The sequence below is a fragment of the Streptomyces jumonjinensis genome (genome assembly GCF_009600885.1).
In the GTDB taxonomy this organism is placed as follows: domain Bacteria; phylum Actinomycetota; class Actinomycetes; order Streptomycetales; family Streptomycetaceae; genus Streptomyces; species Streptomyces jumonjinensis.
This window is the reverse complement of sequence record NZ_VCLA01000086.1, coordinates 80,359-92,561: the sequence shown is the minus strand read 5'-3', so window position 1 is coordinate 92,561 and position 12,203 is coordinate 80,359. Positions and strand designations below refer to the sequence as shown.

Genomic DNA, 12,203 nt, shown 5'->3' with positions numbered 1-12,203 from the left:
CCCGGACCCACCCCACCGGCCCCAGCCCGCACCGCACCCACCCGAAGCGACCCCGCACCCCAGCCCACAACACACCCCACCCCACCCCACCCGGAGCGGGCACCACCGCCTACCCAGCCCCCGCCCCCTTACAAGCCCCCACCCCCTATACAGGCAGCTACGCGCGTAGATATGCTCGGGTGGTGAGCATGCCCATCGCACCCGCATCCGCCCTCCCGGAGGTCACCGCCTCCGACCAGGCCCTCCGTCGCTATCTCCACGGGCTGCCCGGGGTAGACCCCGTCGGGCTCGAAGCCCGGGCCGCCTCGCTCGGCACGCGGTCGATCAAGACCACCGCCAAGGCATACGCCATCGATCTCGCCATCTCGATGATCGACCTCACCACACTCGAAGGCGCCGACACCCCCGGCAAGGTCCGTTCCCTCGCCGCCAAGGCCGTGCGCCCCGACCCCACCGACCGGACCACCCCCGCCACCGCCGCGGTCTGCGTCTATCCCGACATGGTCGCCACCGCCAAGGCGGGCCTCCAGGGCTCCGGCGTCAAGGTCGCCTCCGTCGCGACCGCCTTCCCCGCCGGCCGCGCGGCCCTCGGCGTCAAGCTCGCCGACACCCGTGACGCCGTCGCCGCCGGGGCCGATGAGATCGACATGGTCATCGACCGAGGCGCCTTCCTGGCGGGCGGATATCTGAAGGTGTACGAGGAGATCCGGGCCGTCAAGGAGGCCGCGGGCTCCGCCCGGCTCAAGGTCATCTTCGAGACCGGCGAGCTCTCGACCTACGACAACATCCGCCGTGCCTCCTGGCTCGGCATGCTCGCGGGCGCGGACTTCATCAAGACCTCGACCGGCAAGGTCGCCGTCAACGCCACCCCCGCCAACACGCTGCTCATGCTGGAGGCCGTCCGCGACTTCCGGCGGCAGACCGGGGTGCAGGTCGGAGTGAAGCCCGCGGGCGGCATCCGCACCACCAAGGACGCGATCAAGTTCCTGGTCCTGGTCAACGAGACCGCGGGACCGGACTGGCTGGACCCCCACTGGTTCCGTTTCGGCGCCTCCAGCCTGCTCAACGATCTGCTGATGCAGCGCCAGAAGCTGGCCACCGGCCGCTACTCCGGCCCCGACTATGTGACTGTGGACTGAGCGCATATGACAACGACGACCAACCCCTTCGCGTACGCGCCCGCGCCCGAATCCCGCGCGATCGTCGACATCGCCCCCTCCTACGGACTCTTCATCGACGGCGAGTTCACGGAGTCCAGCGGCCAGGATCGCAACAAGACGGTCTCCCCCGCCACCGAGGAAGTCCTCGCCGAGTACGCCCAGGCCAACGCCGAGGACGTCGACCGCGCCGTCAAGGCCGCCCGTAAGGCGTTCGAGAAGTGGTCCGCGCTGCCCGGCTCGGAGCGCGCCAAGTACCTCTTCCGCATCGCGCGGATCATCCAGGAGCGCAGCCGCGAGCTCGCGGTGCTGGAGACCCTCGACAACGGCAAGCCGATCAAGGAGACCCGCGACGCGGACCTCCCGCTGGTCGCCGCGCACTTCTTCTACTACGCGGGCTGGGCCGACAAGCTCGACCACGCCGGCTACGGCCCGAACCCGCGCCCGCTGGGCGTGGCGGGCCAGGTCATCCCCTGGAACTTCCCGCTGCTGATGCTGGCGTGGAAGATCGCCCCCGCGCTGGCGACGGGCAACACGGTCGTGCTGAAGCCCGCCGAGACGACTCCGCTCTCCGCTCTCTTCTTCGCGGACATCTGCCGCCAGGCGGGCCTTCCCCGGGGCGTCGTCAACATCGTCACCGGCGACGGCCGCACCGGTCAGGCGCTCGTCTCGCACCCCGGCATCAACAAGGTCGCCTTCACCGGCTCCACGGCGGTCGGCAAGGCCATCGCCCGCGAGATCGCCGGCACGGACAAGAAGGTCACCCTGGAGCTGGGCGGCAAGGGCGCGAACATCGTCTTCGACGACGCCCCCATCGACCAGGCCGTCGAGGGCATCGTCAACGGCATCTTCTTCAACCAGGGCCAGGTCTGCTGCGCGGGCTCCCGGCTGCTGGTCCAGGAGTCGATCCAGGAGGAGCTGCTGGACGCCCTCAAGCGCCGGCTGTCCACGCTGCGACTGGGCGACCCGCTCGACAAGAACACCGACATCGGCGCGATCAACTCCGCCGAGCAGCTCGCCCGGATCACCGCTCTCGCCGAGACCGGCGAGGCGGAGGGCGCGGAGCGCTGGTCGGCCCCCTGCGAGCTGCCCTCCGCCGGCTACTGGTTCGCCCCGACGCTGTTCACCAACGTCACCCAGGCGCACACCGTCGCCCGGGACGAGATCTTCGGCCCGGTGCTGTCCGTGCTGACGTTCCGCACCCCCGACGAGGCCGTCGCCAAGGCGAACAACAGCCAGTACGGCCTGTCGGCGGGCATCTGGACGGAGAAGGGCTCGCGCATCCTCGCCGTCGCGAGCAAGCTCCGGGCGGGTGTCGTCTGGGCCAACACGTTCAACAAGTTCGACCCGACCTCGCCTTTCGGCGGCTACAAGGAGTCGGGCTTCGGCCGCGAGGGCGGTCGCCACGGCCTGGAGGCGTACCTCGATGTCTGACCGACTCAGCGTGTTCAAGACCTACAAGCTGTACGTGGGCGGAAAGTTCCCGCGTTCCGAGAGCGGGCGGGTGTACGAGGTGACCGACCCGAAGGGCAAGTGGCTGGCGAACGCGCCCCTCTCGTCCCGTAAGGACGCCCGCGACGCGGTGGTCGCGGCCCGTAAGGCGTTCGGCGGCTGGTCGGGCGCGACCGCGTACAACCGCGGGCAGATCCTCTACCGCGTCGCCGAGATGCTGGAGGGCCGCCGCGAGCAGTTCGTCCGGGAGGTCGCGGACGCGGAGGGCCTGTCCAAGTCGAAGGCAGCGGCCCAGGTGGACGCGGCGATCGACCGCTGGGTCTGGTACGCGGGCTGGACCGACAAGATCGCCCAGCTGGTGGGCGGCGCCAACCCGGTGGCCGGGCCGTTCTTCAACCTCTCCACGCCCGAGCCGACCGGTGTGGTCACGGTGCTCGCGCCGCAGGACTCGTCCTTCCTCGGCCTGATGTCGGTGATCGCCCCGGTGATCGCCACCGGGAACACCGCGGTGGTCGTGGCGAGCGAGCGGGCCCCGCTGCCCGCGCTCTCGCTGGGCGAGGTGCTGGCCACCTCGGATCTGCCCGGCGGCGTGGTCAACGTCCTCTCCGGCCGTACGGCGGAGCTCGCGGCCCCGCTGGCCGCGCACCAGGACGTCAACGCGATCGACCTCGCCGGCGCCGACGCGGCGCTGGCGAAGGAGCTGGAGATCGCCGCCGCGGATAATCTCAAGCGGGTGCTGCGCCCGGCGGCCGTGGACTACACGGCGGATCCCGGCACGCGGCGGATGACCGCGTTCCTGGAGACGAAGACCGTCTGGCACCCCACCGGCGCGCTGGGCGCGGCAGGTTCCTCGTACTGAGTACTGAGCGGACCGCCCCCGCCGAAAGCCCCCTGCCGTCCCGTCCGACGGCAGGGGGCTCTTGCGTGCCACCGCCCCCCGAGCGGCAGGGAACCTTCCCGCACCACCACCCCCCTCAAAGCAGCAGGGAACTCCCCCGCCCCACCACCCCTCAGAGCGGCAGCATCTTCACCACGCCCCCCACCAGCGGCAGATCCTTCAGCCCTCCGCCCTGCGCCAGGGGCCCGGTGATCAGCTCCGTGGAGATGGGCTTGAAGTCGGCGATCTGGGTGGCCACCCCGTTGGCCAGCGGATCGGTGCCCGTCTTGGCCAGCGGGTTGAGCTGAAGGCTGGTGAGGTAGGAGATGCCGGCGATGGAGTTGGTGACCGCGCCGGTCACCCCCTGCGCCGACTCGTTGAGGGCGGCAGCCGCCCCGTCGAGGCCGACCGTGGGCGGAGCCGGAGCCGCGTGCGCGGTGCCGCTCGCGCCGAGGGCGGCTGCCGCCGCAGCGACGGTCAGACCGGCGCGCAGAGCGATGCGCCGGGACTGGTGAGCTGAGTGACGTGCCATGGAGTTCCCGCCTGGATGAGTAATCGGACGAGCACTCAGCGTATGGGACAGTGTGATTCTCCATCCACCGTCCTCCCCGATGGGGCCCCTTACGGGTCAATGCCTCACACTGGTGTCCCGTGACCTCTTCCCCGATACCCACCCGCGTGGTGCTGCTCACGGGCCCTTCCGGATCCGGAAAATCGTCTCTCGCCGCCCGCACGGGACTGCCCGTGCTGCGCCTGGACGATTTCTACAAGGAGGGCGACGACCCGACGCTTCCGCTGGTCGCTGGAGGCTCCGACATCGACTGGGACTCGCCCCGGTCCTGGGACGCGGACGCCGCCGTCGCGGCCATCGCGGATCTGTGCCGGACGGGGCGTACGACGGTTCCGGTGTACGACATCGCCACCAGCTCCCGGGTGGGCCGGGAGGCGTTCGACATCGACCGTACGCCGCTGTTCGTGGCCGAGGGGATCTTCGCGGCGGACATCGTGGCGCGCTGCGGCGAACTGGGCGTCCTGGCCGACGCGCTCTGTCTGCGGGGCCGCCCTTCGGTGACGTTCCGCCGCCGGCTCGCGCGTGATCTGCGGGAGGGGCGCAAGTCGGTGGGCTTTCTGCTGCGGCGCGGCTGGCGGCTGATGCGCGCCGAGCGGGGGATCGTGGCCCGCCAGACGGGTCTGGGCGCGTACCCCTGCGGCAAGGAGGAGGCGCTGGGCCGGGTGGCCGCGGCTGCCGCCGGGCGCTGCCGGACCCCGCGTACGTCACAGCCCGCGGCGGCCGGCCGGCCCAGCAGCCCCTGAGCCCCCGGCAGTACGGCGGGCGGAGCGCCGGAACGCGGAAGAAGCGGGATCGGACAAGACCCCCCGGCCCGTCCGATCCCGCTCTTTTTCCGTGGCCCCCCGTGGCCGCTCGGGTCCCCCGACCCTTGTGGCCTCCCACGTTCCCGCTGTCTCCCCCGAGACGGCGGCCCCCCTTTTTTGTTTCCCCCGTTACCCTCAGGCCACCAGCTCGCCGAAGGACTCCTCCTGGTCACGGCCGAAGCTGAGTACTTCGTCGTCGCGCAGCCGGCGGAGCGACCGCCAGATGCTCGACTTCACCGTGCCGACACTGATGTCCAGGATCTCCGCGATCTCCGGGTCGGTGCGGCCCTCGTAGTAACGCAGGACCAGCATCGTCCGCTGGAGTTCCGGCAGCCTGGCCAGCGCCTGCCACAGCACCGCGCGCAGCTCGGTCCCCCGCATCGCGTCGGTGTCGCTCGCCGTCTCCGGCAGCTCCTCCGTGGGGTACTCGTTGAGCTTGCGCCGGCGCCAGGCGCTGATGTGCAGATTGGTCATGGTGCGGCGGAGGTATCCCCCGACCGCCGCCTTGTCGCTGATCCGGTCCCAGGCCCGGTAGGTCGAGAAGAGCGCGCTCTGGAGCAGGTCCTCGGCCTCGAACCGGTCGCCGGTCAGATGGTAGGCGGTCGCGTACAGAGAGGAACGACGTTCCTGCACATAGGCGGTGAACTCCGCCTCGGAGAGGCTCGGCCGTCCCCCGTTCTCCCTGTACGCGGCCCCCTTCTCGGCGTCAACGACCGTCATGTACGACGGCTTGTGCTGACGCCCGGTGCCGCGAACGCACCCCCGCCCGTTCACGGCACCGGACTTCTCGGTCCGCCCGACATCGTGGAGACGTGTGACAACCGCGCTTGAGGTGGTGCTGTGCAGTGCGTTCATCTCGCGCCCCCCGTCGAGTGGAGTGTGTTTCCGTCCGTGTGCCAAGAACTCTGCCCGGGGTGTTTCATCACGGTGTCCGCCGACTGTCACAGACCTGCAACAGGGGCACGGGAGAGGTGGGAGAGGGAGGGAGAGAAGACAGGGACAAGGCAGGAGAAGGGTGGAAAGAGCGTGGGAAGACGGGAAAGAGAGCGATTTCGCGGCCCCGTGGCCGGTACGGGGGAGATCGGGCAGTCGAACTCCGACGCGCCCATACGCCAGAATGACGTTTGTGCCCTTCCTGTTGCTTATCGAGGACGACGACGCCATCCGCACGGCCCTCGAACTCTCCCTGTCCCGCCAAGGCCACCGTGTGGCCACCGCGGCGACGGGCGAGGACGGTCTGAAACTGCTGCGCGAGCAGCGGCCGGACCTGATCGTGCTGGATGTGATGCTGCCCGGGATCGACGGCTTCGAGGTGTGCCGTCGCATCAGACGCACCGACCAGCTGCCGATCATTCTGCTCACCGCGCGCAGCGACGACATCGATGTGGTCGTCGGCCTGGAGTCCGGAGCCGACGACTATGTGGTCAAACCCGTGCAGGGCCGGGTGCTGGACGCCCGGATCCGGGCCGTGCTGCGGCGCGGTGAGCGGGAGTCCACCGACTCCGCCACCTTCGGCTCGCTGATGATCGACCGCTCCGCCATGACGGTCACCAAGAACGGCGAGGATCTCCAGCTCACGCCGACCGAGCTGCGACTCCTGCTGGAACTGAGCCGCCGGCCGGGACAGGCTCTCTCCCGGCAGCAGCTGCTGCGGCTGGTGTGGGAGCACGACTATCTCGGGGACTCCCGGCTGGTGGACGCCTGTGTCCAGCGGCTGCGGGCGAAGGTGGAGGACGTGCCGTCCTCGCCCACCCTGATCCGTACCGTGCGCGGTGTGGGCTACCGGCTGGACGCCCCGCAGTGACCCACCGTGCCGCCGTCCCGCCCGCGGCCTGCCCGGCGGCGGAGGGAACCGTCCGGTGAGCGGCGCCGCCAAGCGCGCGATGCTCGCCGGACCGCGCTGGACGAGTCTGCGGCTGCGGCTCGTCGTCGTCTTCGCCGTGGTCGCGCTGACCGCCGCCGTCTCCGCTTCGGGCATCGCCTACTGGCTCAACCGCGAGGCCGTGCTGACCCGTACCCAGGACTCCGCGCTGGACAGTTTCCGCGATGAGATGCGGCGCCACGCGGCCTCGCTGCCGCCGCAGCCCACCCCGGGCGAGCTCCAGGGCGGCGCCGATCTGATGGTCAACGGCAAGGTGGGCTACAGCGTGCTGCTGCTGGACGAACACGACGGGGGCAAGCCGGTGGTGGCCGCGTCCGACGCGGACCGGTTCACCCTCGACGATGTGCCGCGGCGGCTCCAGGACGCGGTCAACGACCGGCAGAAGATCGGGGCGGGCAACTCCGCTCCGTACCATCTGTACTGGCAGCGCATCGAGCTCGACGGTAAGCCCTATCTGGTCGGCGGCTCGCGGATCGTGAACGGCGGCCCGACCGGTTACATGCTCAAGTCCCTGGAGAACGAGCGCAGGGATCTCAATACGCTCGCCTGGTCGCTGGGGATCGCCATCGCCCTGGCCCTCGTCGGCTCGGCGCTGCTCGCACAGGCCGCGGCGACGATGGTGCTCAAGCCGGTGCGCCGGCTCGGGGACGCGGCCCGGCGGCTCGGCGAGGGCAAGCTGGAGACCCGGCTGCGGGTGTCGGGCACGGATGAGCTGGCCGAGCTGGCCCGGACGTTCAACAGGACCGCGGAGGCGCTGGAGAAGAAGGTCGCGGACATGAGCGCGCGGGAGGAGTCCAGCCGCCGCTTCGTCGCCGATATGTCGCATGAGCTCCGCACCCCGCTGACCGCGCTGACGGCCGTCACCGAGGTGCTGGAGGACGAGGTCGACAATCTCGACCCGATGATCGCGCCCGCCGTGAATCTGGTGGTGAGCGAGACCCGGCGGCTGGGCGATCTGGTGGAGAACCTGATGGAGGTCACCCGCTTCGACGCGGGCACCGCCAAGGTCGTGCTGGACACGGTCGACGTGGCCGACCAGGTCACCGCCTGCATCGACGCCCGCGCCTGGCTGGACGCGGTGGAGCTGGACGCCGAGCGCGGGATCATGGTGCGGCTCGATCCGCGCCGGCTCGATGTGATTCTGGCGAATCTGATCGGCAACGCGCTCAAGCACGGCGGATCGCCGGTGAAGGTGTCGGTGCGGGTGGCCGAGGACGAGCTGTCGATCGAGGTACGGGACCACGGGCCGGGCATCCCCGCCGAAGTGCTGCCCCATGTCTTCGACCGGTTCTACAAGGCCAGCGCGTCCCGGCCCAGGTCGGACGGGAGCGGGCTCGGTCTGTCGATCGCCATGGAGAACGCGCTCGCGCACGGCGGCTCCATCACCGCGGCCAACTCGCCGGACGGCGACGGCGCGGTGTTCGTGCTGCGGCTGCCCCGGGACCCCGCGGCCTCCGCCGGCGACGGCACGGAGAGCGCGGGTCCTCAGATCGGCGGGCCGGAGGACGAGCGGGGAGAGGAGAGCGCGCGGTGAGGCGGAAGGCATGGGCGCTGACGGCGCTGGCGGGCGGCGCCGTGCTGCTCGCCGGGTGCGGGATCAGGACCACACAGGTGCCGGTGGACGCCGGTCCCGCGCCGTCCCGGATGCCGTGTGAGATACGCGGCGAGAACCTCGGCGAGACCCCGAAGGGCTTTCCCGTACGGGTCTATCTGGTCTGCGCGTCGCAGCTGAAGTTCGTGGACCGCGCGGCGGAGCTGCCCTCGACGCCCTCGCCCGACGACCGGATACAGGTCGCGCGGGCGCTGCTCGCGGAGCTCCAGCGGACGCCGCCCGCGGCGGAGCGGGAAGCGGGGTTCGGCACCGATGTACGGGGGCCGGTGGCGATCGGCGACCCGCGTCCGGGCGACCCGGACGGCGCTCTGCGGCTGAGCCGTCAGCCGGAGGATCTGCCGGCTGAGGCGCTCGCGCAGATCGTCTGCACCTTCGCGGAGAGCAGGGCAGCGGCGGCGGACGGCTCGGTGATCCTCGCGGGGCCCGGGGCGTATCCGCCGCGGGCGTACGCCTGTTCCGACGCCGCCAGGAACCGCCCGTCCGAGCCGCTGCCGACGCTGACGCCCTCACCTTCGCCTTCGTCTTCCTCTTCGCCCTAGGTCGTGTCTTCAAAGTCCCGTCTGCCTGCCGTGCCCTGGCACGCACGCTCGCTGCGTTGTCGTCAGTCGCCGATGGCCCCCTGTGCCTAGCGGCACGGGTGGGGGTGCCCCCGGGCCGAAGGCCCAGGGGGAGTGCCCCCACCGCATGGACTCCTTCCTCCGCCTTGCGATCGCACGCACCAGACCCCGCCAGGCCCTCCCCCTGGGCTTCGCCCGGGGGGACCCCCATCCGGGCGGACGACGCTACTTTGAAGACACTCCCTAGGAACCCGGCTTCGTCCCAGGTGCCCGGCGGCCCGGAGGACCTGCGGCGCGGACGGGAATCCGCGCGGAAATCCACGGGGAACCGTTTCCCGCACGGCATGCGTCTTGTGTGGTGTGCAGCGACAAGGTAAGCGCGGCAGTGCCGCCATCCGCTTGCGCGTGGCGGGGGCCGTCCTCCTCCTCGCGCACCTGCTGCTCGTCGGGTGGCTGACCCTGCGGCCACTGGATGTGCCGTGGGTGACGGCCGCCAATCTGGAGCCGCTCGCGGGCATCAAGGCGGATCTGGCGCTCGGCCCGGTGGAGGCGGCGCGGCAGATCGGCGGGCCGCTGCTGCTGCTGGCCCCTCTCGGTGTGCTGCTGCCCATGGCGGGCGGCAGGCTGACGGTGTCGCCGCTGGCGTCGCTGGCCCGGACGGCGGCGGCCGGTGCGATGATCTCGCTGGGCATCGAGCTCCTCCAGACCGGGGTGCCGGGCCGGGTGCTCGACGTGGACTCACTGCTGTTGAACACCGCGGGGGTCACGGTCGCCCATCTGCTGGTGGTTCCGGTGGGCCGGGCCCGGCTGCGCCGGCGGGGGGCCGATCGCCCGGCCCGCCCCACGGCGCTTCCGAGCACCAGGACCACCACGGCGTCCACCATGCTCCCGGTCGGCCGGATCGGCGCCCGCGGCACCCGGCCCACGCCCAGAGCCGGGGCCAGGCCCTCGGGCGGACCCGGCCCACTGCTGCGGGAGGACGCCGCTCAGGGGTCGACCCCGACAATTCCCAGGGTCGGCATCGCACCCTAGAGCGATGCCCCACCCCCGCTCCACCCGGCATTCTGAGGACATCGATCGGGACGACCGGACCGCCGCACGGAGAAGCGGCTGCTCCGGTCGGACCATCCGTCTACGGTCACGCGAAGGAGCCCACCATGGCCGCACTCGTCCGCCCTCGTGAAGGACGCATGATCGGTGGAGTGTGCGCGGCGCTGGCGCGGCGCTTCAGCACCTCCGCCTTCACGATGAGGGCGATATTCCTGGTCTCGTGTCTGCTGCCGGGGCCGCAGTTCCTGCTCTATCTGGCGCTGTGGCTGCTGCTGCCGACGGACCGGACCGCGCCGAAGACCGCCTGGTAGCCACGGACACCGGCACTGACACCAGCACCAGCACCAGCACCGGAGCCGATCGGTCGGCCGGTCACACGGCTGGGGCGCGGACCGGCGTCCGGTCCACGCCCCGCCGTGCTGCGGTACTGCCGTCAGCCGTCCGGGGGGAAGTGGCGGCGGACGGACGGTACGGACGTCAGACCGCGCCGCCGCCGAGCGGTCCCGCCACCCCGCCGAGGGGCCCGGCCGCGGGTCCCGCCGCACCGGTGAGCGGGCCGGCCGCACCACCGAGCGGGCCGAGGGCCTGGGTCAGCTGGTTGAGCGGCAGCCCGCCGAGCAGGCTGCCGAGCAGGTCCTTGGGGGCCTCGGGGGAGAGCGCCCGCTGCCCGGCGCCCTGGAGCGTGCCCGGCAGGGTGGCCGCGCCCTGGGTCAGCGCGCCCTGTGCTCCGGCCAGCGCGTCGGAGACCGCAGGAACCTGAGTCAGGAGCCGCTCCGCCGGGACCACGCTGGAGATCGTGTCGAGCGAGGTGGCGGAGTCCGGGAAGGCGGCGGGCTCGGCGGCTGCGGTGCCCGCGCCGGCGGCAACGAAAGCGGTGCCGAGCGCGGCGGCGCCGAGAGTCTTGGCAGCTGACTGCTTCATCAGGGGTGTGTCCTCGGGACGGGGGAAATGAGCGGCTCCGCAAGCTAGCCACAGCCCCATGGCGGAGGCAAACACCCCGGAGCGGCCGAGTATTGACGTATCCGGCCGCTCCGGAATGCCTCCGGTCAGCCCTGCTCGGCGGCGGATTCGCTGGTCGTGGCGGTCTGCCGGAACAGCCATTCGGATTTCAGCTCGGCGTATCCGGGCTTGATCACGTCATTGATCATCGCCAGTCGTTCATCGAAAGGAATGAACGACGACTTCATCGCATTGACGGTGAACCACTGCATATCGTCGAGCGTGTATCCGAACGCCTCCGTCAGATGCTCGAATTCCTGGCTCATGCTGGTGCCCGACATCAGCCGGTTGTCGGTGTTCACCGTGGCCCGGAAGTGAAGTCTGCGGAGCAGCCCGATGGGGTGCTCCGCATAGGAAGCCGCGGCTCCGGTCTGGAGGTTGGAGCTCGGACAGAGCTCCAGCGGGATCCGCTTGTCCCGGACGTACGCGGCGAGCCGGCCGAGGTGTACCTGACCGTCGTCCGACACCGTGATGTCGTCGATGATGCGCACACCGTGCCCGAGCCGGTCCGCGCCGCACCACTGGAGCGCCTGCCAGATCGACGGCAGCCCGAAGGCTTCGCCCGCGTGAATGGTGAAGTGGTTGTTCTCGCGCTTGAGGTACTCGAAGGCGTCGAGATGGCGGGTGGGCGGGTAGCCCGCCTCGGCTCCCGCGATGTCGAAGCCGACGACCCCCGAGTCGCGGTGGCGGTTGGCCAGTTCGGCGATCTCCAGGGCGCGGGCCGCGTGCCGCATCGCGGTGAGCAGCGCCCCGACGCGGATGCGGTGGCCATGGGCGCGGGCGTTCCGCTCGCCCTCGCGGAAGCCGTCGTTGACGGCGCCGACGACCTCTTCGAGGGTGAGCCCGCCCTCCAGATGCTGTTCGGGGGCGTAGCGGATCTCCGCGTACACCACACCGTCCTCGGCGAGGTCCTCCGCGCACTCGGCGGCGACCCGGAAGAGCGCGTCACGGGTCTGCATCACGGCGCAGGTGTGCGCGAAGGTCTCCAGATAGCGCTCCAGCGACCCGGAGTCGGCCGCCTCGCGGAACCAGATGCCGAGCTTGTCGGGCTCGGTCTCGGGGAGGGCGTCGTATCCGCTCCCGCGCGCGAGGTCGATGATCGTGCCGGGACGCAGCCCGCCGTCGAGGTGGTCGTGGAGGAGCACCTTCGGAGCGCGGCGGATCTGTTCCGCGGTGGGCGTGTTGAGGATCTGGCTCGTCATTTCCGCACTTTAGCCCCTACGCGCGTAGATCGACCCCGGTC

The 12,203-nt window shown here is 71.0% G+C and carries 13 protein-coding genes; 9 read left to right on the top strand and 4 right to left on the bottom strand.

Annotated features, from left to right (window positions below; all coding sequences use genetic code 11):
• Positions 1-188 precede the first annotated feature (188 nt).
• From deoC to FF041_RS10720, 3 genes are read left to right on the top strand one after another with little or no spacing between them, the layout of a single operon-like run.
• Positions 189-1,139: a deoxyribose-phosphate aldolase gene (gene deoC / locus FF041_RS10730; RefSeq protein WP_153522457.1), complete on the top strand. Its 951-nt coding sequence runs from the start codon at positions 189-191 to the stop codon at positions 1,137-1,139.
• A gap of 6 nt (positions 1,140-1,145) precedes the next feature.
• The gene (locus FF041_RS10725; protein ID WP_153522386.1) at positions 1,146-2,591 is read left to right on the top strand and encodes an aldehyde dehydrogenase family protein; all 1,446 of its coding nucleotides are present in this window, start codon (positions 1,146-1,148) and stop codon (positions 2,589-2,591) included.
• On the top strand, positions 2,584-3,468 hold the full coding sequence (locus tag FF041_RS10720; RefSeq protein WP_153522384.1) for an aldehyde dehydrogenase family protein: 885 nt from the start codon (positions 2,584-2,586) through the stop codon (positions 3,466-3,468). Before FF041_RS10725 ends, FF041_RS10720 begins: the two co-directional genes overlap by 8 nt.
• A 151-nt stretch (positions 3,469-3,619) precedes the next feature.
• Here the strand turns inward: FF041_RS10720 and FF041_RS10715 are convergent, their stop codons facing one another.
• Positions 3,620-4,018, bottom strand: coding sequence for a hypothetical protein (locus FF041_RS10715; protein ID WP_153522382.1), 399 nt, complete (start codon positions 4,016-4,018; stop codon positions 3,620-3,622).
• A gap of 119 nt (positions 4,019-4,137) precedes the next feature.
• On the opposite strand from FF041_RS10715, the gene FF041_RS10710 reads away from it, so the two are divergent.
• On the top strand, positions 4,138-4,800 hold the full coding sequence (locus tag FF041_RS10710; protein ID WP_323391609.1) for a uridine kinase family protein: 663 nt from the start codon (positions 4,138-4,140) through the stop codon (positions 4,798-4,800).
• Positions 4,801-4,995: 195 nt separating this feature from the next.
• Here FF041_RS10710 and FF041_RS10705 read toward each other — a convergent pair whose 3' ends face one another.
• Complete coding sequence (locus FF041_RS10705) at positions 4,996-5,715, bottom strand: SigE family RNA polymerase sigma factor (RefSeq protein ID WP_153484304.1); 720 nt, start codon at positions 5,713-5,715, stop codon at positions 4,996-4,998.
• A 271-nt stretch (positions 5,716-5,986) separates the two neighbouring features.
• On the opposite strand from FF041_RS10705, the gene afsQ1 reads away from it, so the two are divergent.
• From afsQ1 to FF041_RS10680, 5 genes are all read left to right on the top strand, one after another.
• Entirely contained in the window at positions 5,987-6,664 is a 678-nt protein-coding gene (afsQ1, locus tag FF041_RS10700; protein WP_323371832.1) for a two-component system response regulator AfsQ1, read from the top strand.
• A gap of 55 nt (positions 6,665-6,719) precedes the next feature.
• Positions 6,720-8,276, top strand: a complete 1,557-nt coding sequence (locus tag FF041_RS10695; RefSeq protein ID WP_323391608.1) for a HAMP domain-containing sensor histidine kinase — start codon at positions 6,720-6,722, stop codon at positions 8,274-8,276.
• Positions 8,273-8,893: a hypothetical protein gene (locus FF041_RS10690; protein WP_323391607.1), complete on the top strand. Its 621-nt coding sequence runs from the start codon at positions 8,273-8,275 to the stop codon at positions 8,891-8,893. The genes FF041_RS10695 and FF041_RS10690 overlap by 4 nt, the downstream gene beginning before the upstream one ends.
• Before the next feature lie 423 nt (positions 8,894-9,316).
• On the top strand, positions 9,317-9,943 hold the full coding sequence (locus tag FF041_RS10685) for a VanZ family protein (RefSeq protein ID WP_323391605.1): 627 nt from the start codon (positions 9,317-9,319) through the stop codon (positions 9,941-9,943).
• Between the two features lie 125 nt (positions 9,944-10,068).
• Positions 10,069-10,272 (top strand): PspC domain-containing protein, encoded by a 204-nt coding sequence (locus tag FF041_RS10680; protein WP_153484310.1) that lies wholly within the window; start codon positions 10,069-10,071, stop codon positions 10,270-10,272.
• Between the two features lie 166 nt (positions 10,273-10,438).
• Here the strand turns inward: FF041_RS10680 and FF041_RS10675 are convergent, their stop codons facing one another.
• Both FF041_RS10675 and FF041_RS10670 read right to left on the bottom strand, forming a co-directional pair.
• Positions 10,439-10,882: an ATP-binding protein gene (locus FF041_RS10675; protein ID WP_228388131.1), complete on the bottom strand. Its 444-nt coding sequence runs from the start codon at positions 10,880-10,882 to the stop codon at positions 10,439-10,441.
• A 125-nt stretch (positions 10,883-11,007) separates the two neighbouring features.
• Positions 11,008-12,162 (bottom strand): adenosine deaminase, encoded by a 1,155-nt coding sequence (locus tag FF041_RS10670; RefSeq protein ID WP_153484312.1) that lies wholly within the window; start codon positions 12,160-12,162, stop codon positions 11,008-11,010.
• Positions 12,163-12,203: the final 41 nt, after the last annotated feature.

What these genes read in the sequence shown, in the direction of transcription:
- deoC (WP_153522457.1), top strand. Translation starts at nt 189, where the DNA reads ATGCCCATCGCACCCGCATCCGCCCTCCCGGAGGTCACCGCCTCCGAC.
- FF041_RS10725 (WP_153522386.1), top strand. Translation starts at nt 1,146, where the DNA reads ATGACAACGACGACCAACCCCTTCGCGTACGCGCCCGCGCCCGAATCC.
- FF041_RS10720 (WP_153522384.1), top strand. Translation starts at nt 2,584, where the DNA reads ATGTCTGACCGACTCAGCGTGTTCAAGACCTACAAGCTGTACGTGGGC.
- FF041_RS10715 (WP_153522382.1), bottom strand. Translation starts at nt 4,018, where the DNA reads ATGGCACGTCACTCAGCTCACCAGTCCCGGCGCATCGCTCTGCGCGCC.
- FF041_RS10705 (WP_153484304.1), bottom strand. Translation starts at nt 5,715, where the DNA reads ATGAACGCACTGCACAGCACCACCTCAAGCGCGGTTGTCACACGTCTC.
- FF041_RS10680 (WP_153484310.1), top strand. Translation starts at nt 10,069, where the DNA reads ATGGCCGCACTCGTCCGCCCTCGTGAAGGACGCATGATCGGTGGAGTG.
- FF041_RS10675 (WP_228388131.1), bottom strand. Translation starts at nt 10,882, where the DNA reads ATGAAGCAGTCAGCTGCCAAGACTCTCGGCGCCGCCGCGCTCGGCACC.
- FF041_RS10670 (WP_153484312.1), bottom strand. Translation starts at nt 12,162, where the DNA reads ATGACGAGCCAGATCCTCAACACGCCCACCGCGGAACAGATCCGCCGC.